Origin of the sequence: Gloeocapsopsis sp. IPPAS B-1203 (assembly GCF_002749975.1) — a bacterium.
Classification (GTDB): Bacteria; Cyanobacteriota; Cyanobacteriia; order Cyanobacteriales; family Chroococcidiopsidaceae; genus Gloeocapsopsis.
In genome coordinates, this window is sequence record NZ_PEIG01000006.1 from 154274 (window position 1) to 174849 (window position 20576).

The 20576-nt window shown below is 41.0% G+C and carries 23 protein-coding genes; 11 read left to right on the plus strand and 12 right to left on the minus strand.

Going from position 1 to position 20576, the window contains the following annotated elements:
• Positions 1 to 16 precede the first annotated feature (16 nt).
• The 4 genes from CSQ79_RS12525 to CSQ79_RS12540 form a co-directional block, all read right to left on the minus strand.
• Positions 17 to 349 (minus strand): type II toxin-antitoxin system PemK/MazF family toxin, encoded by a 333-nt coding sequence (locus CSQ79_RS12525; protein WP_099701514.1) that lies wholly within the window; start codon positions 347 to 349, stop codon positions 17 to 19.
• A gap of 3 nt (positions 350 to 352) precedes the next feature.
• Complete coding sequence (locus tag CSQ79_RS12530) at positions 353 to 565, minus strand: hypothetical protein (RefSeq protein WP_099701515.1); 213 nt, start codon at positions 563 to 565, stop codon at positions 353 to 355.
• Between the two features lie 140 nt (positions 566 to 705).
• Complete coding sequence (locus tag CSQ79_RS12535) at positions 706 to 1299, minus strand: cupin domain-containing protein (protein ID WP_099701516.1); 594 nt, start codon at positions 1297 to 1299, stop codon at positions 706 to 708.
• A 92-nt stretch (positions 1300 to 1391) separates the two neighbouring features.
• Positions 1392 to 2243, minus strand: a complete 852-nt coding sequence (locus CSQ79_RS12540) for a helix-turn-helix domain-containing protein (protein ID WP_099701517.1) — start codon at positions 2241 to 2243, stop codon at positions 1392 to 1394.
• Between the two features lie 157 nt (positions 2244 to 2400).
• Between CSQ79_RS12540 and menB the strand changes: the two genes are divergently transcribed.
• Positions 2401 to 3231, plus strand: coding sequence for a 1,4-dihydroxy-2-naphthoyl-CoA synthase (menB, locus tag CSQ79_RS12545; protein WP_099701518.1), 831 nt, complete (start codon positions 2401 to 2403; stop codon positions 3229 to 3231).
• Here menB and CSQ79_RS12550 read toward each other — a convergent pair.
• On the minus strand, positions 3210 to 3530 hold the full coding sequence (locus tag CSQ79_RS12550) for a hypothetical protein (protein WP_099701519.1): 321 nt from the start codon (positions 3528 to 3530) through the stop codon (positions 3210 to 3212). The genes menB and CSQ79_RS12550 overlap by 22 nt on opposite strands.
• A gap of 414 nt (positions 3531 to 3944) precedes the next feature.
• Complete coding sequence (locus CSQ79_RS12555; RefSeq protein ID WP_099701520.1) at positions 3945 to 4484, minus strand: DciA family protein; 540 nt, start codon at positions 4482 to 4484, stop codon at positions 3945 to 3947.
• 145 nt (positions 4485 to 4629) lie between these two features.
• On the opposite strand from CSQ79_RS12555, the gene CSQ79_RS12560 reads away from it, so the two are divergent.
• From CSQ79_RS12560 to CSQ79_RS12580, 5 genes are all read left to right on the plus strand, one after another.
• A complete protein-coding gene (locus CSQ79_RS12560) occupies positions 4630 to 5349 on the plus strand; it encodes a PspA/IM30 family protein (RefSeq protein WP_099701521.1) in 720 nt (239 codons plus the stop codon).
• Between the two features lie 217 nt (positions 5350 to 5566).
• The gene (locus CSQ79_RS12565; RefSeq protein WP_099701522.1) at positions 5567 to 6337 is read left to right on the plus strand and encodes a PspA/IM30 family protein; all 771 of its coding nucleotides are present in this window, start codon (positions 5567 to 5569) and stop codon (positions 6335 to 6337) included.
• 170 nt (positions 6338 to 6507) lie between these two features.
• Entirely contained in the window at positions 6508 to 6837 is a 330-nt protein-coding gene (gene trxA / locus CSQ79_RS12570; RefSeq protein ID WP_099701523.1) for a thioredoxin, read from the plus strand.
• Positions 6838 to 7013: 176 nt separating this feature from the next.
• Positions 7014 to 8201: an LL-diaminopimelate aminotransferase gene (locus CSQ79_RS12575; protein ID WP_099701524.1), complete on the plus strand. Its 1188-nt coding sequence runs from the start codon at positions 7014 to 7016 to the stop codon at positions 8199 to 8201.
• Positions 8202 to 8651: 450 nt separating this feature from the next.
• Positions 8652 to 9089: a response regulator gene (locus CSQ79_RS12580; protein WP_289501083.1), complete on the plus strand. Its 438-nt coding sequence runs from the start codon at positions 8652 to 8654 to the stop codon at positions 9087 to 9089.
• 16 nt (positions 9090 to 9105) lie between these two features.
• On the opposite strand, the gene CSQ79_RS12585 is transcribed toward CSQ79_RS12580, so the two are convergent.
• On the minus strand, positions 9106 to 9285 hold the full coding sequence (locus CSQ79_RS12585) for a hypothetical protein (protein WP_099701525.1): 180 nt from the start codon (positions 9283 to 9285) through the stop codon (positions 9106 to 9108).
• 485 nt (positions 9286 to 9770) lie between these two features.
• Between CSQ79_RS12585 and uvrC the strand changes: the two genes are divergently transcribed.
• Complete coding sequence (gene uvrC / locus CSQ79_RS12590) at positions 9771 to 11669, plus strand: excinuclease ABC subunit UvrC (RefSeq protein WP_099701526.1); 1899 nt, start codon at positions 9771 to 9773, stop codon at positions 11667 to 11669.
• 801 nt (positions 11670 to 12470) lie between these two features.
• On the opposite strand, the gene rlmN is transcribed toward uvrC, so the two are convergent.
• Complete coding sequence (gene rlmN, locus CSQ79_RS12600; RefSeq protein WP_099701527.1) at positions 12471 to 13547, minus strand: dual-specificity RNA methyltransferase RlmN; 1077 nt, start codon at positions 13545 to 13547, stop codon at positions 12471 to 12473.
• Between the two features lie 164 nt (positions 13548 to 13711).
• Here rlmN and lgt point away from each other — a divergent pair, with 164 nt between their 5' ends.
• The 3 genes from lgt to CSQ79_RS12615 all read left to right on the plus strand — a co-directional run bounded on the left by lgt (position 13712) and on the right by CSQ79_RS12615 (position 15993).
• Complete coding sequence (gene lgt, locus CSQ79_RS12605) at positions 13712 to 14566, plus strand: prolipoprotein diacylglyceryl transferase (RefSeq protein WP_099701528.1); 855 nt, start codon at positions 13712 to 13714, stop codon at positions 14564 to 14566.
• A gap of 36 nt (positions 14567 to 14602) precedes the next feature.
• Positions 14603 to 15394: a precorrin-4 C(11)-methyltransferase gene (gene cobM, locus CSQ79_RS12610; protein WP_099701529.1), complete on the plus strand. Its 792-nt coding sequence runs from the start codon at positions 14603 to 14605 to the stop codon at positions 15392 to 15394.
• A 119-nt stretch (positions 15395 to 15513) separates the two neighbouring features.
• A complete protein-coding gene (locus tag CSQ79_RS12615) occupies positions 15514 to 15993 on the plus strand; it encodes a flavin reductase family protein (protein WP_099701530.1) in 480 nt (159 codons plus the stop codon).
• A gap of 157 nt (positions 15994 to 16150) precedes the next feature.
• Here CSQ79_RS12615 and CSQ79_RS12620 read toward each other — a convergent pair whose 3' ends face one another.
• The 3 genes from CSQ79_RS12620 to CSQ79_RS12635 all read right to left on the minus strand — a co-directional run bounded on the left by CSQ79_RS12620 (position 16151) and on the right by CSQ79_RS12635 (position 19187).
• A complete protein-coding gene (locus CSQ79_RS12620) occupies positions 16151 to 17542 on the minus strand; it encodes a CheR family methyltransferase (RefSeq protein ID WP_099701531.1) in 1392 nt (463 codons plus the stop codon).
• 139 nt (positions 17543 to 17681) lie between these two features.
• A complete protein-coding gene (locus tag CSQ79_RS12630) occupies positions 17682 to 18026 on the minus strand; it encodes an ATP-binding protein (RefSeq protein ID WP_289501084.1) in 345 nt (114 codons plus the stop codon).
• A gap of 132 nt (positions 18027 to 18158) precedes the next feature.
• The gene (locus CSQ79_RS12635; RefSeq protein ID WP_099701533.1) at positions 18159 to 19187 is read right to left on the minus strand and encodes a response regulator; all 1029 of its coding nucleotides are present in this window, start codon (positions 19185 to 19187) and stop codon (positions 18159 to 18161) included.
• A gap of 362 nt (positions 19188 to 19549) precedes the next feature.
• Here CSQ79_RS12635 and CSQ79_RS12640 point away from each other — a divergent pair, with 362 nt between their 5' ends.
• Positions 19550 to 19903, plus strand: a complete 354-nt coding sequence (locus tag CSQ79_RS12640) for a phenylpyruvate tautomerase MIF-related protein (protein WP_099701534.1) — start codon at positions 19550 to 19552, stop codon at positions 19901 to 19903.
• Positions 19904 to 19905: 2 nt separating this feature from the next.
• On the opposite strand, the gene CSQ79_RS12645 is transcribed toward CSQ79_RS12640, so the two are convergent.
• Positions 19906 to 20511: an OmpA family protein gene (locus CSQ79_RS12645; RefSeq protein ID WP_289501085.1), complete on the minus strand. Its 606-nt coding sequence runs from the start codon at positions 20509 to 20511 to the stop codon at positions 19906 to 19908.
• Positions 20512 to 20576 lie beyond the last annotated feature (65 nt).

Consider the following 20576-nt stretch of genomic DNA (forward strand, 5'->3'; position numbering starts at 1 on the left):
TAAATTGAATATGCGCTCATAACATAGCATTCCAAAGTTGACTTACCTTACTTTGCACTCTTCGCCAATCTTCTAGTGTTAATATTCCTAAGCGGCGCTCAACCAGACGCTTTTCTAGCGTTGCTATCTTATTTACCCGAACTACTGAGGCAAGTCGTAAACCTGATTGTTGCCAATCTAAAAGCTCTACATCAAACATTCCCTGAGTGATTTGACTTGTTATCCGAGCAACAATGATATCTTCATCACCAGTATCCAGCAGTACCAGTGCTGGACGACGTTTTAACTCAGTAGCATTAGCAAAAGGGAATGATAGCAGGATTATATCTCTCGACTCATAGCTTTGCATGAGTTACAGTGTGTCGTAGATATTATCTGACTGCTCATATCCAGCAAAGAATTGCTCTGCTGTCAGCTTAGACCAATCTGCTTGTGAAGAATCTGTTTGTTCGTTAACTAGAATAATAACCTTCACTTCTTGATTGCTTGGCAAGATTTCTAGCAGCCAGTCAGGAATTTTGATTCCCTCAGACGTAACTTTGGCACTCGATTCGTATGCTTTCACTTTGCACTCCTGAAATATTGTGTGCAGTTATTTTTGCTTGCCTCATTGTTCAACCAATACAGTTTTTCAACAACTGCACAAAACGAGCGATCGCTTTCATTAACAAAGTTACAGCATTTTCTAATGTAGTCCTACTTCACTCACTCTAAAAATTCGATTCCGTACTTACGAGCAATTGTAGCCATCGATTTGTTATCCGAGAACTTTGGAATTGTAGAAGCAGATGTTTCATCTGTGACTCGGTTTCCCAAGCTGTTGCTTATCTCATATTCAAACTTTTGAAACCAAAGTTGCCCTGGGTTTCCTGCAATTGAGGTAAAAAGTAAGTACTTTCCTGGAGTTGTCCCAACATTTTTGTAGGCGTGAGGCGCACCAGAGGGAATATGAATGAAGTCTCCAGTAGTAGCTTTAACTGTGTCTTCTGGTGAAGCACCATAAAACTCAAATTCTCCATCGACAATGTAAAAAACTTCTGGTGGATGTTTGTGCAAAGGTGGTCCTGATTGCGGAGCAGCCGTAATTTCGATAACTGACAGTTCTCCTGGAGTGTCCTCACTGAGAGTTTTGAATGTGATAAAATCGCCTCCAACTTGAAATCTTTCACCTTCTCCAGGTTGAATCAATTGAATAGGTTGATTTGATGTGGAAGGGATGGCAATCGCTGCCGATGCATTCAGCGGCATTACAAGTATTAAAACAATGAATAGGACAAAAGCAATAATCGTTTTTTTCATTTCTCAGAATTAGAAGATTTCTTAAGAGAATACTGCTCTTACGCACTCATGTCTTGCGAATTATTGCAAAATTTGTCGCCATCTTGCACAACTTACAAACCGTCTCGGTAGACTTTCGGTGTAATACCAACGTAGCGATGAAACAGATGAGTAAAGTGACTTTGGCTTTGAAATCCAACAAGATGGCAAATTTCGACAATTGACAAGTTTCGCTGGGCTAATAGCTGTTTAGCTTTTTCAATACGACAGGTGGTTACATATCGATGTAACGTAACTCCCATTGATCGTTTGAATAGTCGGATAAGATAATACTTGCTTGTTTGGGCAATACTTGCTAGCTCGTCAAGGCTCAACTCGTGCTCAAGGTTACTATGAATGTAATCAATGACTTGCCGTAACTGATACTTGGACAAACCGCCTGGAGTTTGTGTGAATGATGTCCAGTGAGCGTGATGTCTTAAAAGTTGTATCGTTAAAGTTGCCATCATCGACTCAAGATAAAGCTTTCCCCCCAAACCCTGGCTTTGTAATTCGGTTTTCAACGCTAAACCAATTTGATGAATAAGAGAATCTTGACGTTTGTAATGAGGTATTAATTCCAGCTGATAGCGATCGCTCAACCCCAACACCATTTGCTGCATATAAACAGGCTCTAACTGCAAAAGTAGAAATTCAATTGGTCGATCCCAAATGACTCGACGATTCATCCCTATCGGCAAAACCGTAAAGTTTCCCGTGTCCATCTGACTTTGCTGATAACATCCGTCGTACCACTGTTCCACATTGTAAGAATTGCCAAGATTGAGGATAATTCTGTGTTCCGTCAGTAAACAGGATTCTGGTAGCTCATAGGCAGGTTGTTGAAAAAGCTCAACAACAAAACGATCGAGCGTTGCTCTACCTAAGCAAAGCCGAGATGATGCAGTGCTAATTTCTTCATTCATAGGATGCTGCTTATCTCTTCTGCAACTTAATCCTATTGATAAAACATCTTAGACGATTGCATAAGTCTATACTATTTCGGCAGAGTGCATAATAAAGTCACTTAGAGAATAAAACCTGCGCTAAAATTCTCAAACTGGAAGCGCGATCGCACACTCTATGCAAAACTGGCAAACGGCTAAAACCTACGAAGATATCCTTTACCACAAAACTGACGGTATCGCCAAAATTACAATCAATCGTCCGCACAAGCGAAATGCGTTTCGTCCCAAAACTGTGTTTGAACTTTACGATGCTTTTGTTGATGCGCGTGAAGATACGAGCATTGGTGTTGTTTTATTTACCGGTGCAGGACCACATACAGATGGTAAATATGCATTCTGTGCGGGGGGCGATCAAAGCGTGAGAGGAACTGCAGGCTATGTTGATGATGATGGTGTGCCTCGGTTGAATGTATTAGATTTACAGCGTTTAATTCGTTCGATGCCGAAAGTCGTCATCGCCCTTGTTGCTGGGTATGCGATCGGTGGCGGGCACGTACTACATCTGATTTGTGACTTAACTATTGCTGCAGATAACGCAGTATTTGGTCAAACAGGTCCCAAAGTTGGTAGCTTTGATGGTGGGTTTGGTGCAAGTTACCTCGCCCGCGTTGTGGGACAAAAAAAAGCGAGAGAGATTTGGTTTCTCTGTCGCCAATATACAGCAGCCCAAGCATTGGAAATGGGTTTAGTTAACTGCGTTGTGCCTGTAGAACAATTAGAAGCCGAAGGAATTCAATGGGCAAACGAAATTCTAGAAAAAAGCCCGATCGCAATTCGCTGTCTCAAAGCAGCATTTAATGCTGATTGTGACGGTCAAGCTGGTTTACAAGAACTTGCCGGAAACGCAACTTTACTCTACTACATGACTGAAGAAGGAGCCGAAGGAAAACAAGCTTTCTTAGAAAAGCGCAAACCCGATTTTCGTCAATACCCTTGGCTACCTTGAGAAGGGGTGAGGGGTGTGGGATGAGGAGTGAGGGAAAGAAAATGTCGGCTTGCTTCTAATGAAGTATGGTTAGATTCACAAAATATTGTCGATGGTTTAGGCACAAGTGCTGGCTCATCGGGCACAATCATAACTTTCTTAAGATCCCACGACGGGGCAAAAGCTGGAAGTGATAATTCACAAGCTTTCCAACTTCCTTGAACTGGTGCTCCCAACAGTTGACAACACCCACCACGCCTTCCTTCTGGTTGATAATAGCGACAGTAGCGACAGGCAGAAGTTGGATTTACATTTTTCATAGGAATGCTGTTTAGCAATTGTCTATCGCCTGTTATTGTGCCGCTATATAAATATTTCTTAAAGTCAGCAAATGATTAATTGGTATGGCTTTCAGCTATTTTTCTAAAACAGAAAATTCATGATTTCTTTATATTCTTGTTATATTGCGATACAAATGTATGAGTGAAAGGCTACAGCTTTTGATTAAAACAACCAAGGGATCAGCAAGAAACAAAATAAACTCCTTTACAGACCCAGCTAAAATTTATTAAAAATCGGTATAAATATGGATAGATTTAGATGAATACTATGAGGTAAAATGTATTTTCCAGTAAATCCGGCATTGACATTTTTAAGGTTTTTTGATATGAGGCTCAATATTGAATTGTCCAAACACTCAATAACTAGGCTAATTGATTGATTTGATTAGTTGTTTACCATCTTTTAGCAGCACAAAAAGAGCATACTTCCCATCGCTGTAGTTCTCCAGGTGGAGTAGGAGATTGACATTGAGGACAAAGTGGTAACCCTTGCGATCGCGATCGCGTCGTCTCTTGCCAATGTTGAAACGCAGCACGCGGATTTTGAATAGCAGCCTGCGCTTTATTTTTACGACTACCCGCTGTGACAATATAGCTAGGGTGAGCGTTTTTTGCTGGAGTATCTTTTTTATCTACTTGCGATCGCTGCCATCCTGCTGTAGAAAAACGAATATCGGTTAAGGGATCTAGTAAATAAGGGTTGAGTTTCGTTAAGATGCGCTGGCGTTCAAAAGTAAGAGTTTGCGCCCAAGCCGCGCTAGATGTTGCCACCCACAGTATATTGCGTTGAATCGAAAGTGGTCGCGTATGCGATGCAACAGCAACACCAACAACATCAGACCAACACTTGACAACACGTTGCAACGGTTGCTCATGCCAAGCAGTTTGCTCAATAAAAGCACCCACGAGTTGCTCAAGGGATTTGAAAGACATTTTTGATAGGTGCTAAGAGGTGGAGGTTACGGAGAGAAAAGGTACGATACCATGATTTTAATACTCCGACTAAGATGTTACCAATTTGGTGAGTTGCGGTCGGAACGGGCAAGATGCAGCTTTTGTAACCAAATGGAGAGCCATCATGGGACTGATTGACCGCATCGGGCGGGTATTTAGAGCGAATGTCAATTCTATAGTCAGTAACGCAGAAGATCCTGAAAAAATTTTAGAGCAAACAGTCTCACAGATGCAGGACGATCTGGTACAACTGCGGCAAGCGGTAGCAAGTGCGATCGCCACGCAAAAACGCACAGAACGCCAGGCACAACAAGCAGAACTTACTGCTGAAGAATGGTATCGTCGCGCTCAACTAGCGTTACAACAAGGAAATGATACCTTAGCCCGCGAAGCCTTGACAAAGCGCAAGTCTTACCAAGAAACTGCCACCGCCATGCAAGCGCAAATTGAACAGCAAAATTCAATAGTAGCTCGCATGAAAAAGGACATGCAGACACTAGAAAGCAAAATATCTGAGGCAAAAACCAAAAAAGATATGTACATTGCACGAGCGCGTTCTGCACAAGTAACAGCAAGACTCAATGAAACCCTAGGCGGAGTTAATACTAGTAAATCATTAGGAGCTTTTGAGCGCATGGAAGAAAAAGTCATGCAACTCGAAGCCCAGTCAGATCTCATCGCCGAAATGGGAACTGACGATTTACAAAAACAATTTGATACTCTCGCAGCAGGTGATGATATTGATGATGAACTCGCGCAAATGAAAGCACAGCTTACAGGAACGCCAAATTTGCCTCAGTTACCTGCTCCTACTAAAGATAGAGATATCGAGCGTAGGGAATAGCATTTTGGATAAATTAAGCAAGTGAAAGCAAATATAACTTAAAGGCTGGTAATTGGTAACTGGTGACTGGTAATTGGTAAATAGCTTTGTCTGCTCTTTATTCCCATTACCTAAGATAAAAGAGAAGCTCTTTTAATTTCGGTGTTGAACTAAATAACATAGTATTGCACCACGTTATAACCTCAACCTATCTTGCACACCTTAAGAGAACAAAGTTATGGGATTATTTGATCGGATCAGTCGGGTTGTCAAATCTAACCTCAACGACATGGTTAGCAAAGCTGAAGACCCAGAAAAGATGTTGGAACAGTCACTGCTGGAAATGCAGGAAGACTTGGTTCAACTACGTCAGAGTGTCGCCCAGGCGATCGCAGCACAAAAACGCACTGAGCAACAATATAATCAAGCTCAGAATGAAGCAAATAAGTGGCAGCGCAATGCACAGTTAGCACTGCAAAAAGGTGATGAAAATTTAGCACGCCAAGCACTTGAGCGCAAAAAAAACTATGCAGAAACTGCCAATGCCTTACGCGGTAGTTTAGATCAGCAAACAGGTCAAATCGATACGCTCAAGAAAAACTTAATTGCTTTAGAAAGTAAAATTTCTGAAGCAAAAACGAAAAAAGATATGCTCAAAGCACGCATTAGTGCTGCGAAAGCACAAGAGCAACTTCAAGGTGCTGTTGGCAGAATGGGAACAAGTAGTGCCTCGGCAGCCTTTGAGCGCATGGAAGAAAAAGTCATGTTGCAAGAAGCCCGCGCCCAATCAGCGGCTGAGTTAGCAACAGATAATCTTGAAAGTCAGTTTGCCGCGCTAGAAGCAGGAAGTGATGTTGATGATGAATTAGCAGCACTCAAAGCGCAAATGTCCCTCCCAGGATCTTCACCGCAACAATCACTACCACCATCAGAACAGCCCTCTAAATCTCAATCTGAGCCAGTTGACGCCGATTTGGAAGAATTGAAAAAACAACTAGATCAACTCTAAATCAGCAATTATTAACTTGATAAGATGTAAGCCTTGATAGATACCTTGATGCAAAGGAACAATCAGGGCTTAGCTACCGCACTTGTCAAATTTTGTCTTCTACAATGTTTGTAAAGCTGCAAAACAAGTCAAAATACTGTAGTCAGTAATTTTGTTTGAAGAATAACGCCATGAGCAGCGTCACTACAATATCAGATCAAGAATTTGAAACCGAAGTTTTGCAAACAAACCAGCCAGTATTAGTTTACTTTTGGGCTTCCTGGTGTGGTCCTTGTCGTTTAATGTCGCCAACAATTGATTGGGCAGCAACAACTTATAGCGATCGCCTAAAAGTTGTCAAAATGGAAGTAGACCCCAACCCTGAAACTGTCAAGCAGTATCAAGTTGAAGGTGTACCGGCACTGCGACTATTTCAAAATCAAGAAGTGTTGGAAGCAAGCGAAGGTGTTATTCCAAAACAAAAATTGATTGATATCTTAGAAAATCATCTGTCTACTTAAGGCTAGAGCAACACTGCTATTACTGCTGCGCGGAGTCATAAATGATGTGATTACAAGATGAAATGGCTTCACACTTGAGATAAAGCCCCTAAATTGTAAGTTTTGAGCGCAACTCAAAACTTTGAAACTATGTATCGGGTTAACTCAAAACTTAAAACTCAAAACTCAAAACTTTTATGGAGTTTGCCAAGCGTTTAGAATATCTCCAAGCAAATGTCTTTGCAGATATGGATCAAGCAAAGGCAAGAGCAATCGCAGCAGGAAAAGACTTGATTGACTTGTCGTTAGGATCTTCAGATCTTCCAGCTGCCCCCCATGTTCTTGATGCGATCGCTCAATCTTTACCAGATCGCAGCACTCATGGTTATTTGCTGTTTCACGGTACTCGTGCATTTCGGGAAGCTGCTGCAAGTTGGTATACTCAAAAATTTGGGATTCCTGTCGATCCAGAAACCGAAGTACTACCGTTAATTGGTTCCCAAGAGGGTACGGCGCATTTACCACTTGCAGTATTAAATCCAGGTGATTTTGCTTTGTTACTCGATCCTGGCTATCCTTCACACGCTGGTGGTGTCTACTTAGCAAGTGGACAAGTTTACCCGATGCCATTACGGGAAGAAAACGGATTTTTACCAGTATTTGCAGATATTCCCTCTCCCGTACTCGCACAATCACGGATGATGGTACTAAGCTATCCCCATAATCCCACAAGTGCGATCGCTCCTTTGGTATTCTTCCAAGAAGCTGTCGCGTTTTGCCAACAGCATAATCTTGTCTTAGTTCACGACTTTCCTTATGTCGATCTCGTTTTTACCCAAGCAAGTCAGAATTCCCAATCTCTAGCACCCTCGATTTTTCAAGCCGATCTCGAAAAATCTGTATCGATTGAGTTTTTTACACTCTCGAAATCATATAATATGGGCGGTTTTCGTGTTGGGTATGCAATTGGTAATGCCAAGCTAATTCGAGCATTACGTCAAGTCAAGGCTGCAGTTGATTTTAACCAATATCGCGGAATTTTAAACGGTGCGATCGCTGCTTTAACTGGTTCGCAAACTCAAGTTGCAACAGTAGTCGATACTTTTCGTCAGCGACGTGATGCGTTTGTCAATGCTTTGCATCGCATCAACTGGCAAGTGCCTACTCCACATGCCACAATGTATGTCTGGGCAAAGCTACCTAAGTCACAAGACAATTCTATTAAGTTTTGTACTCAACTTGTTGAAGCTACAGGCGTCGCCGCCTCTCCTGGTGCTGGCTTTGGTAAATTTGGTGAAGGTTATGTCCGATTTGCTTTAGTACATGACCCAACTATATTAGAAACAGCTGTTGAGCGAATTGAGATGTTTCTACATTCTCCTTAAACTTGTCGTGTTGAATAATAAATGCTTAGCTATGCAATGAGCAATGAAATACGTTGCTATATTTGCTTTGCTAATGTTATATCTTGCACCAAGCCTTACGAATGAAATTCGCGGCTATACAAACTCTTTCCGCCTGCGCGGAATAACAAAAAATCGAGGTTTTTGTAACCTGCGTAAGCAGGTTTTATCTGATTAGCTGCGGTTTCAACCGCTAAGTGCAAGATGTGAACTAATCGCACTTATCAGGAGTTATCTTGCTAGAAAAAGTATTTTTGCTGATATGTAGCTTTTCCATTTTTTTAGGTATATAACTGTTGAATAAAGATAAAAAAATAATAAATGTTTTTTTGTACTCAATAAATTTTCAAGAAAACATGCTAATTCTATGACACAAGGAGAAATCTTTTCATAAATGTTACGGTTAGAAACCACTATATCCCAAAAAAACTTGTGAGCAGCGAACAGCAAAGTTCTACAGATGACACAGGTGCCATAATCTCATCCTCTACTACCCGTACCAAAATTCTTATCGTAGAGGATAATGATTTGAATCGCCAAATGCTTGATGATTACTTAAGTTTTTGCGGCTATGAGATATTAAGCTTAGCCGATGGCACTTGCTTTTTTCAAAAAATGACAGAGTTTCAACCCCAACTTATTTTGTTGGATCTGAAGTTACCAGATATTGATGGATATAGCTTACTTGAGAACATTCAGCAAAGAAGCAACTGGCGGCATCTTCCCATATTTGTTGTTTCTGCCTTTGCGTTCAGTGCAGATCAACAACGTGCATTGAGGCTAGGAGCAACGAGGTATTTTGTTAAGCCAGTGAATCTGACAGAGTTAAAACAGGCTATTAAAGAAGAATTATCTGCTTTCAATCAATAGAATAGTTGATTTTTTGCTATTTTGTTTTCTGTTCGCTAATAAACTCTTCTACTGTTTGGCTAAGGTTTTGCAAATCTTTGCTAACACTAGCAATATTTGCTTCTAGTTGTGCCAATAATAAAACTGTTGTTTGCAGTTGATTGAGACTGCGATCAATCGTGCTGCGATATTGAGACTCAAATTCTTCCAAATTCATGGCTATGCTTTAGGTAGTAGTGAAGCTTATAAGTATAAAAGTTTATATTTTAGCGTCTAGATACTAATCTATGCTTTAGCAATAAAAATGTCAGTCTTACTTGCTCCTACTTGCGATAATTTCATGTTTGCAAGCCTGAATTTGATGGCAACTTTAAACGCAAAGTTTTCAAGTATTATATCAAACCATAATTTAAATTAAAATCAGTAGTATCACTAAAAAACCTGAATAACAAAATGCTGTGGTTCACCCTAGGATTGATGTAGGGAGATCAGTAGATCTGCATAATTCAACTAAAAATGCCAACTATTAGGATTATGAATCAAGGTTCAGTGGTCAAAAATTATTTCTCAAGCTTTTGAGATTCTACAAGCTGTCATCGTCCCTTAGTAAGTAACATTACAAATTTTTCAGATTGAAACAGATAAAGCTTCTCTCATCAGCCAAAGGTGTAATTTAACGAATTTTCAATTCTCTGATTAACAATGACATCGGATACACTGTCAGAATCACCAGTCACAAAAACACTGCCACTCGTCAAAGAACCAGAACGTTTGGCGCAGCGTTTAAAAGAAATTCCTGCCGAGCCAGGTGTATATTTAATGCGTGATGCCAGCGATCGCATTATGTATATCGGTAAATCACGGAAACTACGATCGCGGGTGCGTTCTTATTTTCGGGAATCACAGAAGTTGAGCGATCGCATCGCGATGATGGTGCGGCAAGTCACTGAAATTGAATTTATAGTCACGGATACTGAAACCGAAGCTTTAGCCCTTGAAGCCAACTTAATCAAGCAGCACCAGCCTTATTTCAACGTCTTACTCAAAGACGATAAAAAGTATCCCTATGTCTGTATTACTTGGTCAGAAGAATATCCCCGCATTTTCATCACGCGCAACCGCCGTCAAGGTAAAAAAGAAGATAAATTTTATGGTCCCTACACTGACTCGCGGTTGTTACGCACTATCCTGCGTCTGTCCAAACGAATTTTTGCTTTGCGACAACGTCCCCAACCACTGTTTAAAGATCGCCCGTGTCTCAACTACGATTTAGGGCGCTGCCCTGGAGTGTGTCAACAGTTAATTTCTCCTGAAGAATACCGTAAAACTGTCCAAAAGGTAGCAATGGTATTTCAGGGCAGAACTCAAGAACTGATTGATATTCTCACCCAACAAATGCACAAATCAGCAGAAGCACTGAATTTTGAATCAGCAGCCCGAATTCGCGACCAAATTACTGGATTAAAGTCGCTGGGTGCAGAACAAAAGGTATCGTTGCCCGATGATACTGTATCGCGCGATGCGATCGCCCTCGCCGCAGATGACAAACTTGCTTGTGTTCAGCTATTTCAGATTCGTGCGGGACAATTAGTAGGGCGTTTAGGATTTGTTGCAGATGCTCATGCTGAACCTGGAGCAATTCTAGAGCGAGTTTTAGAGGAACATTACCAAACTGCTGATTCAGTCGAGATTCCCATCGAAATTGTGGTGCAACACGAGTTACCCGATGCCGAAATGTTAGCAACTGTGTTGAGCGATCGCAAAGGGCGGAAAGTGACGATTGTTGCGCCGCAGCGGGCGGTTAAAGCTGAATTGGTTGAGATGGTAGAACGTAATGCGGAATATGAATTAGAACGAACACAGAAATTGAGCGATCGCAATACGCAAGCAATGGAGGATCTTGCAGCCATTGTTGATTTACCTGATTTACCACACCGCATTGAAGGTTACGATATTTCTCATATTCAAGGCTCAAATGCTGTAGCGTCTCAAGTTGTCTTTGTTGATGGTTTACCAGCAAAACAGTACTATCGCCACTATAAAATTAAGAATCCGACAGTCACATCTGGTCACTCAGATGATTTTGCCAGTCTTGCCGAAGTGATTGGGCGACGTTTTCGTAAATATGCTCAAGATCCACAATTACAACGTGCAGGAAATCCTGATTGGCCCGATCTTGTGATGATTGATGGTGGTAAAGGACAGCTATCCTCGGTTGTGGCTGTATTGCAAGAAATGAATTTGATGGATGAATTGCGGGTTGTCAGCCTTGCTAAGCAACGCGAAGAAATTTTCTTACCAGGGGAATCGCAGCCTCTACTCACAGAAGCTGAACAACCAGGAGTACAACTTTTGCGGCGACTACGTGATGAAGCACACCGCTTTGCTGTAACATTTCATCGTCAACAGCGGAGTGACAAGTTACGGCGATCGCGCTTAGACGAAATACCTGGTTTGGGGTATCACCGCCAAAAGCTGCTTTTAGCTCATTTCCGCTCAATTGACTATATTCGTCAAGCTAATCCTGAACAGTTAGCAAATGCACCAGGTATCGGTTCTCACCTAGCTCAAGAAATTTATGATTATTTTCATCCTTCTTAAGGTAGAAATTAGTTGCTGTATTTTTGGTAACTGCTGATATTCCAAGTATCAGCATTTTCACCGTGTATAAATCACAGATGCCTTATGGCTTTCTTTGAGGCTACTACAAACAAAGTGTGCTTCCGCTATCAGCAATTTGATGAATAAGTCTACAGAGGCGGGAAAAGTTTATCTAGCGGCAGATTCATTCACGTAAGAATCGAATCTATCCTCAGACAGAACCGAAATCTTAAGTAAATATTAAATATGGATATGGAAAGCGCCACTGTAAGGCAAATTAGAGATTGTTTTGTAGTATAGATAACACTCTTTGCAAAATAATTTAATTAAAGTTAAATTTCTACTTTAATTAGACTAAACCAGTACAATTCAAAAGATATTTCATTGGGGATCAGCAAGAATAAAAGTAAGTTCTAATTTTTCGTATTAATTTCTACGCCCAAAGTGATATGACAACTTTCCTTATACAATGGCAATCTAGATATAGGAAACATATATTTCTTAAATAAATAAGGTGTGATTTATCTACTAATTTAAGATTTGTTGCTTTTTGTTTAATCCTGTATGTTCATTAAGTGCCGAGTTTAATTTTCTTTTTTAAAAATTGCTTGCTTCAAGAGGTTTAAAATGCTTGTACAAAAAATTCGGTGTCCTAATTGCGGTAGTGAGGGCGAACGCCATCATATTACTCAAAGTCGTTTGATTCGGACACAATGCTCCTGCTGCGATTACTTGATGGTGACTTGTGCTGAAACAGGTAAAGTAGTAGAAGCTTACGCGCCAGGTGTTGACGCACATCGTTTAAAATTGCGTTGTCCGCAGTTGTCCACAAGCAGCATCAGCCTCCAAACCACGCGAGTAACGCACGCTAACCGCAATCTGATGTTCATGCAAGACGTCAACGAAAGCTTGAATTCCTCGAAAACTGGGACGTTGATAGGTCGCTTCCCGAATGGGGTTGTAAGGGATTAAGTTAACGTGAGTTTGAAACCCTCGTAGCAGCTGAGCTAACTCGGCTGCTTGTTTTGTCATATCATTAACTCCAGCAAGGAGAATATATTCAAAAGTAATCCGACGACCTGTTATTTGTACATATTGGCGGCACTCATCAATTAAATTCTCTAATGGATAATGACGCGCGCTCGGAATCAGTTTTTCTCGCAATGCTTGATTAGCAGCATGAAGGCTTACCGCGAGTGTGACTTGTAGCTGATGCTGTGCTAAGCGTAAGATATGTCCAGGAATGCCAACAGTAGAAAGCGTCATACAGCGCTGTCCAATACCAACATCTTGATTGAGCGATCTAATCGCTGCAACGACATTGGGAGTATTCAGCAATGGTTCACCCATACCCATAAACACGATATGACTGACACGTCGTTGAAAGTCTTCTTGAACTGTGAGAACTTGATCGATAATTTCATGAACGGCTAAGTTACGCATAAAGCCGCCTTTCCCCGTAGCACAAAAATCACACGCCATTGGGCAACCAACTTGTGTAGAAACACAAACCGTTAGGCGCTTTTCTGTAGGAATACCAACAGTTTCAACAATCTTGCCATCAGCTAATTGTAGGAGATACTTGACAGTTTCATCCGGTGCGACAGAACGATAGTGAATTTGCGATCGCCCAATTGCAACATCAGCAACCGCAGCACGCCATGTTTTAGGAAATACAGAAATATCACTCAGCGATCGCACGCCCTTTTTGTAAATCCATTCATATAACTGTCGCCCGCGATAAGTAGGTTGTCCTTGAGCAACTACCCAGTCAGTCAACTCAGATAAACTTAAACCTAGTAGGGGAGAATCTGGATGCTTTTGTTGCGTTGTCAGTGGAACTGTTTCTAACTCACGATCAATACTTTTACTACTCATAATTGAATTTTAAATTGCAACAAGCCTGTTATTGAAATAGTTTTAGTTCGACATATACGACATTAACGTAATTTCACTACTTACGATGGCAACTTCCCTCGCCCCTCACTCCTCGCCCCTCACTCCTCTTATGATGTAGTAACAACCAATTCAAAGTGTTGCTAATGACACTAGTTTTTCCTTTAGCACAGTTTGCCTCTCCTGGCCCTATTTTCATTGATATCGGACCAATTACAATTCGCTGGTATGGTTTACTAATCGCTTCAGCCGTATTGATTGGAATTACACTTTCCCAGTATCTTGCCAAGCAACGCAAAGTTAATCCTGATTTGATTGGTGATTTGGCAATTTGGTTAGTGATCGGGGCAATTCCTGCTGCTCGTTTATATTATGTTTTATTTGAGTGGTCAGAATACGCCCAAAATCCAGAACGAATTATTGCGATTTGGCAAGGCGGTATTGCAATTCATGGAGCGATTATTGGTGGTTTGCTTGCCGCATTAATTTTCGCACGTATTCGGCGAGTCTCCTTTTGGCAGTTAGCAGATTTAGTTGCACCATCGCTGATTTTAGGACAAGCGATCGGACGTTGGGGTAATTTTTTCAACTCTGAAGCTTTTGGTAGTCCGACAAATTTGCCTTGGAGATTGTATATTCCTCCGCAAATGCGTCCGCCAGAACTTGCCAATTTTGCTTACTTCCATCCCACCTTTTTGTATGAATCGTTGTGGAATTTGATGGTATTTGCATTGTTGATAACTCTTTTCATGAGAGATGTGCAGGGTAAGCAACGCCTCAAGACTGGCACACTATTTCTAACTTATCTTGTTGCCTACAGCCTTGGGCGAGTTTGGATTGAAGGGCTACGTACTGATAGCTTAATGCTAGGACCACTACGCATAGCACAAATAGTGAGCTTAACAGGAATCGCAATCGGATTAGCAGGCTTGGTGTGGCTGTATGTCTATAAACGTGCTTTACCTGATGTGGTGGAAGAAGGGGCGAGGAGTGAGGGATGAGGGGGTAGAATCAATATTCTATACTCACGTTTACTAATGAATAACTCAACAATATTGCTATCACCAAAAGTTTATCTTGTAGGTGCAGGTCCAGGCGATCCTGATTTATTGACGATTAAAGCACAAAAGATTCTAGCACAGGCAGATGTCATCTTATTTGCTGATTCGCTTGTACCGCGCGAAATCTTGCAGTATTGTCGCTCAGATGCAGAAATCATCCGCACGGCGAATAAAACTTTAGAAGATATTTTGCCTGTCATGGTGGAACGAGTGCGATCGCATAAATCAGTTGTGCGACTTCAATCAGGCGATCCGAGTCTCTATAGTGCTATTCACGAACAAATGCAAGCCTTAGCCGAAGCTGAAATTCCCTTTGAAGTCATTCCTGGAATTAGTGCTTTTCAAGCTGCCGCTGCTAAACTCAACGTTGAGCTAACAATTCCTGGAAGTGTACAGACTATCATCCTAAGTCGCATTAGTGGACGGACACAAGTCCCCGAAACAGAAGAATTAGCTTCACTTGCAGCACATCAAGCTAGTCTTTGTTTATATTTAAGTGCGCGCCACATAGACACAGCCCAAAACCAACTGTTAAAACACTATCCACCAGATACACCAGTGGCGATTTGCTACCGCATTGGTTGGTCAGATGAGAAAATTGTTCTCACATCACTAACAGAAATGGCAAAAGTGACTCAAGAAGAACAACTCATTCGTACCACACTCTACATCATCAGCCCTGCACTTTCAGCAACCCCAGCCCGTTCTCGCTTATACCATCCCGAACACACTCACTTATTCCGCCCACGCCAGTCCACAGCACCATAACCAAAACTGCTGTAAATACTACCCCATTACCAATTACCCTTTTTACAACTCACTTAGCCTCTGCGTCTAGAGTAGTTCGTTAAACTTAGCGATGTAGCACCCATATAGGAGAACACCCCTTGTTAGACGAACAAGCCAAAAAAACCATGCTGCGGAAAATTCCCCACGGTTTATACATTTGTGGAGTAAAAGACGGCGAAGAAGTCAATGGCTTTACTGTTAGCTGGTTGATGCAAGCTTCTTTCAAACCACCTCTTGTGGTTAATTGTGTCAAACAAGACTCTAAATCTCACGAAATGATCAAAAAAAGCGGAGTGTTTGCTATCAGCTTTCTAGATGCTTCACAAAAAGAAGTCGCACAAAAATTCTTTCAACCACAGCGCCGTGTTGGCAACAAATTTGAAGATGTAGAATTTTATATTGGTGAAACTGGATGTCCCATTATCTCCGATAGTTTAGGCTACATTGAATGTCAAGTAGTTGATGCAGTAGAAAAAGGCGACCATACTGTCTATGTTGGCGAAGTAATTGCTGCTGGTATTCATCGTGAAGGTGATTCCCTACGGTTAGAAACTACTGGTTGGAACTATGGCGGATAGAAAATCCTTCCTCCCACCGACTTCAGTCGGTGGCTAGAGAAACAAAGTGTGCCTCCGCACACTGAGACAAGATTTTTATTAGTAAGTCCACGGAGGTGGACTTTGTTTGTTTAGCAGCGAATTCATTCGCAAGCGGATTCTGTGCCTAATATCTTGTTCAATTTTCCTGATGTATGTCTTGCGCAAGAAGTTGCATTTCCTGATAAACAGCTTCTAACTCCATCAGAATGCTATCTAATTCAGATTCTTTGAGTTGCAGTGATTGAGAAACTTTTGTTAATTCTAAATCAGTGTACTCAAGCTTTTTGTTTAGTTGTTTGTAGTCAGTTGTTTCAAAAAATGTCAATGTGATTCCTAGAAATTGGTTTTTCCAATTAAAGACGGGTGCAATCGCAATATCAAAATACTTTGTGCTATTGGCTGTCCTCCATTCAATATCCTTCAAAGCTACCGAACGATGATTACACTGAAATGCTGACATTGAAGCGTAAGAGCCAATTAGCTTCCCAGGTTCAAGTTCGCAAAAAGGACGCTTCCAGTCGTCGATTGTTAATCCAAATAAAAGACTTGCTGGCTCGTTCGCACCGATCAAGTAACCATCAAGCTTAACAGCTAATTGAGCAACAGGGCTAGTCTCAAATGCATTTTGCCAAAAGTGATTTTGAGGTGTTGACGGCTCAATTTCTTGGTTTTTCCGAAATTTGGGATTGATGGATAAATAATCCTTCAGTTCTAGATCTAACCCCTTGCCATAAACCCGTTGATTTAAATTGATCGGCGTAAAAATATGTCTGCGATTAGTTAATGTTTCTACCTTACCTAGAAACAAAAAACCAGTATCTTTGAGCGCAAAGTGAAAACGCGTCAGAATAGAAGCTTGAGTTTCTGGAGTGAAATAGATCAGCACATTGCGGCACATCAGAAAATCTATTTTAGACATAGGAGCATTTTTAGCTAAGTCATGCAACCCAAAAATGATGTTGCGACGAAGTACGGGGTGAAAGACATAACCTTGACTAGTTGGCTCAAAATATTTTTGGAGAAAATGGGGAGGAACTTCTGCAATTTCTACCTCGCTGTAAGTAGCTTGTCGCGCTTCTCTAAGTGCTGCTGGATCGATATCAGTTGCATAACACTGAACGCGTTGTAAGCAAGACTCAAGTCCTAAAGCTTCTGCTAATAGGATGAGGATACTACAGATTTCTTGTCCGGCTGCACAGCCTGCACTCCAAACTCGAATTGGTTCATTAGGTTGTGTTGCAATAATTTTTGGGATAATCTCGGCTGCTAAGTAATCCCAAGCATCGCGATCGCGAAAAAAACAGGTGACATTAATTAGAACATCGTTTAGAAGGGCACGACACTCTTGTGAATGGCTTTGCAAATATTGTAGGTAGCTTTGATAGGTATCAATGTTAATGTTTCGCATGCGATGCTGAAACCGCCGCATCAAAGTCGAGCGCTTGTAGCCCGTCAAATCACAACCTTGACTGTGCTTGAGGTAGTCTAGTAATCTTTCAAAATCTCGCTCAGCTTGAGGTAAATTCATAGAATTTGAGATTTATCCTCCACCTTAAGCTTACATCGAAGGGATGATCGCTCTTGTAAAATTGGCAGCATGACGCTAAAAGTTACCCCTTGCCCTTTTCTTAAACTTGTGGCGTGGATTGTACCGTTATGGAGTTCAACTAGGTGACGAGCGATCGCATCGTGAGAGATAGATGAGTTGAAATGTCTCGTGTCCAAGTATCTTCGGCAGCACCCAAGATGAGAGTCAGTAGTGTGCGACATTCGTGAGAAACGTTATTGAAGAAGGTAGTTTTGGCGCGATCAAGTTCTGCTAAAGCTGCACTTCGTGCCGTTTTGCAAACAAGGCGTTTGCATTCTTCTTCGTAAGCAAAAGAATTAGCGATCGCTGTCGTTACCTGTCCTGCAACCAAGTCAAAGAAGCCTCGGTAATCATCATCAAGTGGTCTTAAAGCACTAATCCCAACAATGAGAAACCCGAAGGTTTTTTGGCCAGGTTGAGTCAACGGCAGTACAATTGCACTCCCATCCTGCTACCGCTTGTAAATATATTGATACAAGTGCTTTGTCCAGTTGTGCTGGAATCACTCATATCACCTCTTATGCTGAAATTAGTTCAGTCTGGCTCAATTTTCTATTCAATACGCATTATGGTTTTGTTGAGTTAACTGAGTTACCATCGCAATCAACTCAGTAGGCTGAGCTAGCTTATGCAAATGTGCCTCAAACCCAGCAGAAAGTGCTTTTTCTCGATCTTCTGTCAAATAGGCAGTAAATGCCACCGCCGGAATATGCCAGCCTTGAATGGCTTCTAGTTCTCGCACTTTACGAATCAAGCTATACCCATCTCCATCAGGCATGCAAATGTCGCTTAACAACACATCGGGATGACATGTCTCTAGTGCTTCCAGCGCAGCAGCGGTACTAGCAACTGCTGTTACACGAATACCATGTGATTCTAAGACAGCGGTAATAAAGTCACGAGCATCAGTTTCATCATCTACAACAAGTACTTGCAATCCATCAAGATGAGGTAGTTGCGATAGTGGCTTGACATCTGCTGTGAAGATCTCTTGCGAGTTCAACTTTGGTGCAAATTGATTGTGCTGATACAGATTCATATTATACACCCCAATCTGCAAAGCTTCAACACAACCAGAGATATTGCAAGTCGCAGATATATGCAATTGAGCATCAAATGGCTCTTTCTGTCGCGGGCACAGATTTATTTGCCAGTGCTGTACTTTACTGTTTTGAGCAAGCCGATTGAGTTTATTGTAAAAAATTAAGCGATCGCTTTCTGCTACGAACACAGCAAAAGGTTTCCCGATTAAATATCGTTGAGGTACATTCAACATTTGTGCGATCGCCTGATTTGCTTCTAAAATGACTCCACTAGCATTGGTGACTATATAGGCGATCGGTGAAGAGTAAAATAAGTCATAGTAGTAATAATAGCGTGCATTGATTCGCTGATTCTGCCGGAAAAGCTCCTCCTCAACAACCTCTGCTGCTTCCAAACTCGTCTGCATCTCATCATAAATTAGTTGCAGTTCGTCAAGGGCAATCATGATTTCCTGCAAGGGTATTAACATCTGTTTTTGTTGCAGGGTTGCGATTTGCTGTTGGATCGCTTGAAAATATTGTTGAACCTGCTCGTCACTCATAAATTGTGCTTAGTGTAATGCTTATCTACTGGCTCTATACCAAGCTTCACTTCTAAGAGTTGCTATCTTGGAAAGCAGCATAGAAGTTCAGTAGAAACGGATAGTATCAATCTACAGTCTAGTAAATTTCAACAAGATCAACTATATTGAGATTGCTTTTTTTGACTTAGAAAGCAAAATTTGATCCCATTTCCCCAATTGGCACAAGCTGCAAGAAAGTTTTCCGTTTCTTTAATCGTTTGTTCATAGCAACTCTATCTAAGCTTTAGATTGTCACTCTCAGTTGAGAAATACAAGTTTTTATATTTTTGCTTTAATTTAATGTAATAACCGTATCAGTGTAAGTTTACTTACATAGAAGTATGCCTTTAATTAAAGTTCAAACATCGATTGACAAGCTAGAACAATCTCAAGTTCAAGCTTTACTTCAGAATCTTTCTTCAACTTTAGCAAAGCATTTGGGTAAACCTGAGTCTTATGTCATGACAGCATTAGAATCTGGAATACCAATGACTTTTGCAGGCACTTTAGAACCTGTTTGCTACATTGAAATTAAAAGTGTTGGTGCAATGAAGCCTGAGCAGACCCAAAAAATGAGTCAAGAGTTTTGTCAATATATTAATCAAATGTTGGGAGTAAATAAAAACCGAATCTATATCGAGTTCGCTGATGCAAAAGGTTATATGTGGGGTTGGAATAGTTCTACTTTTGGTTAAACTTATTCAACTTTTATAGGTGCAACTGGTCGAGTAAAGCGAACTTCAATGCGCCGTCTAGTAGCATCAGGGTTACGATTGACATTTGCAAAGTTACCATTTGGTAAAATTAACTGTGCTGCTGAATAAGCTCTAAAGTTTAAGCCTTGCAATCGGTTGCTCGTGCTTTGAATGTTACGTAGTACTTGAACAATAGCAAGTGCCCGCATCAAGCCTAAGTCAGCATTAGAACCTGCTTTCAGTTGATTCACAGCTATTGTTGCACTTGCGACTTTTTCTAAGTTTTGGTCAAGATTACTAGTAACACTTCCATTTCCTTGACCGTCAGTATGACCAATAATTTCTACTACATTAATTTTATACTGCTGCGTGTGTTGTTCAATTTGTGGAACAATCTTATATTTAACGGTTATAGGAGGACTGGTACTATAGTTGTTATCTGATAGAAGCTGTTTTTCTAAAAGCTTATTTAGACGATAGTTCTCGTGTTTTGTATCGCTGAGATGTTTCGTACAGTGAGCTAAGTTCTCTAAGAAAACTTGCATTTGTTGTTGATTTTTTGATTGATTGCTGATGCTTTTAATTAGGCGATCGCTTAAGTTTTTCAAGCCAACATTTACTACTTGGTTATACTTATTAAGAGACTCGGCTAAAGTTTTTAGTTCATTCTCTA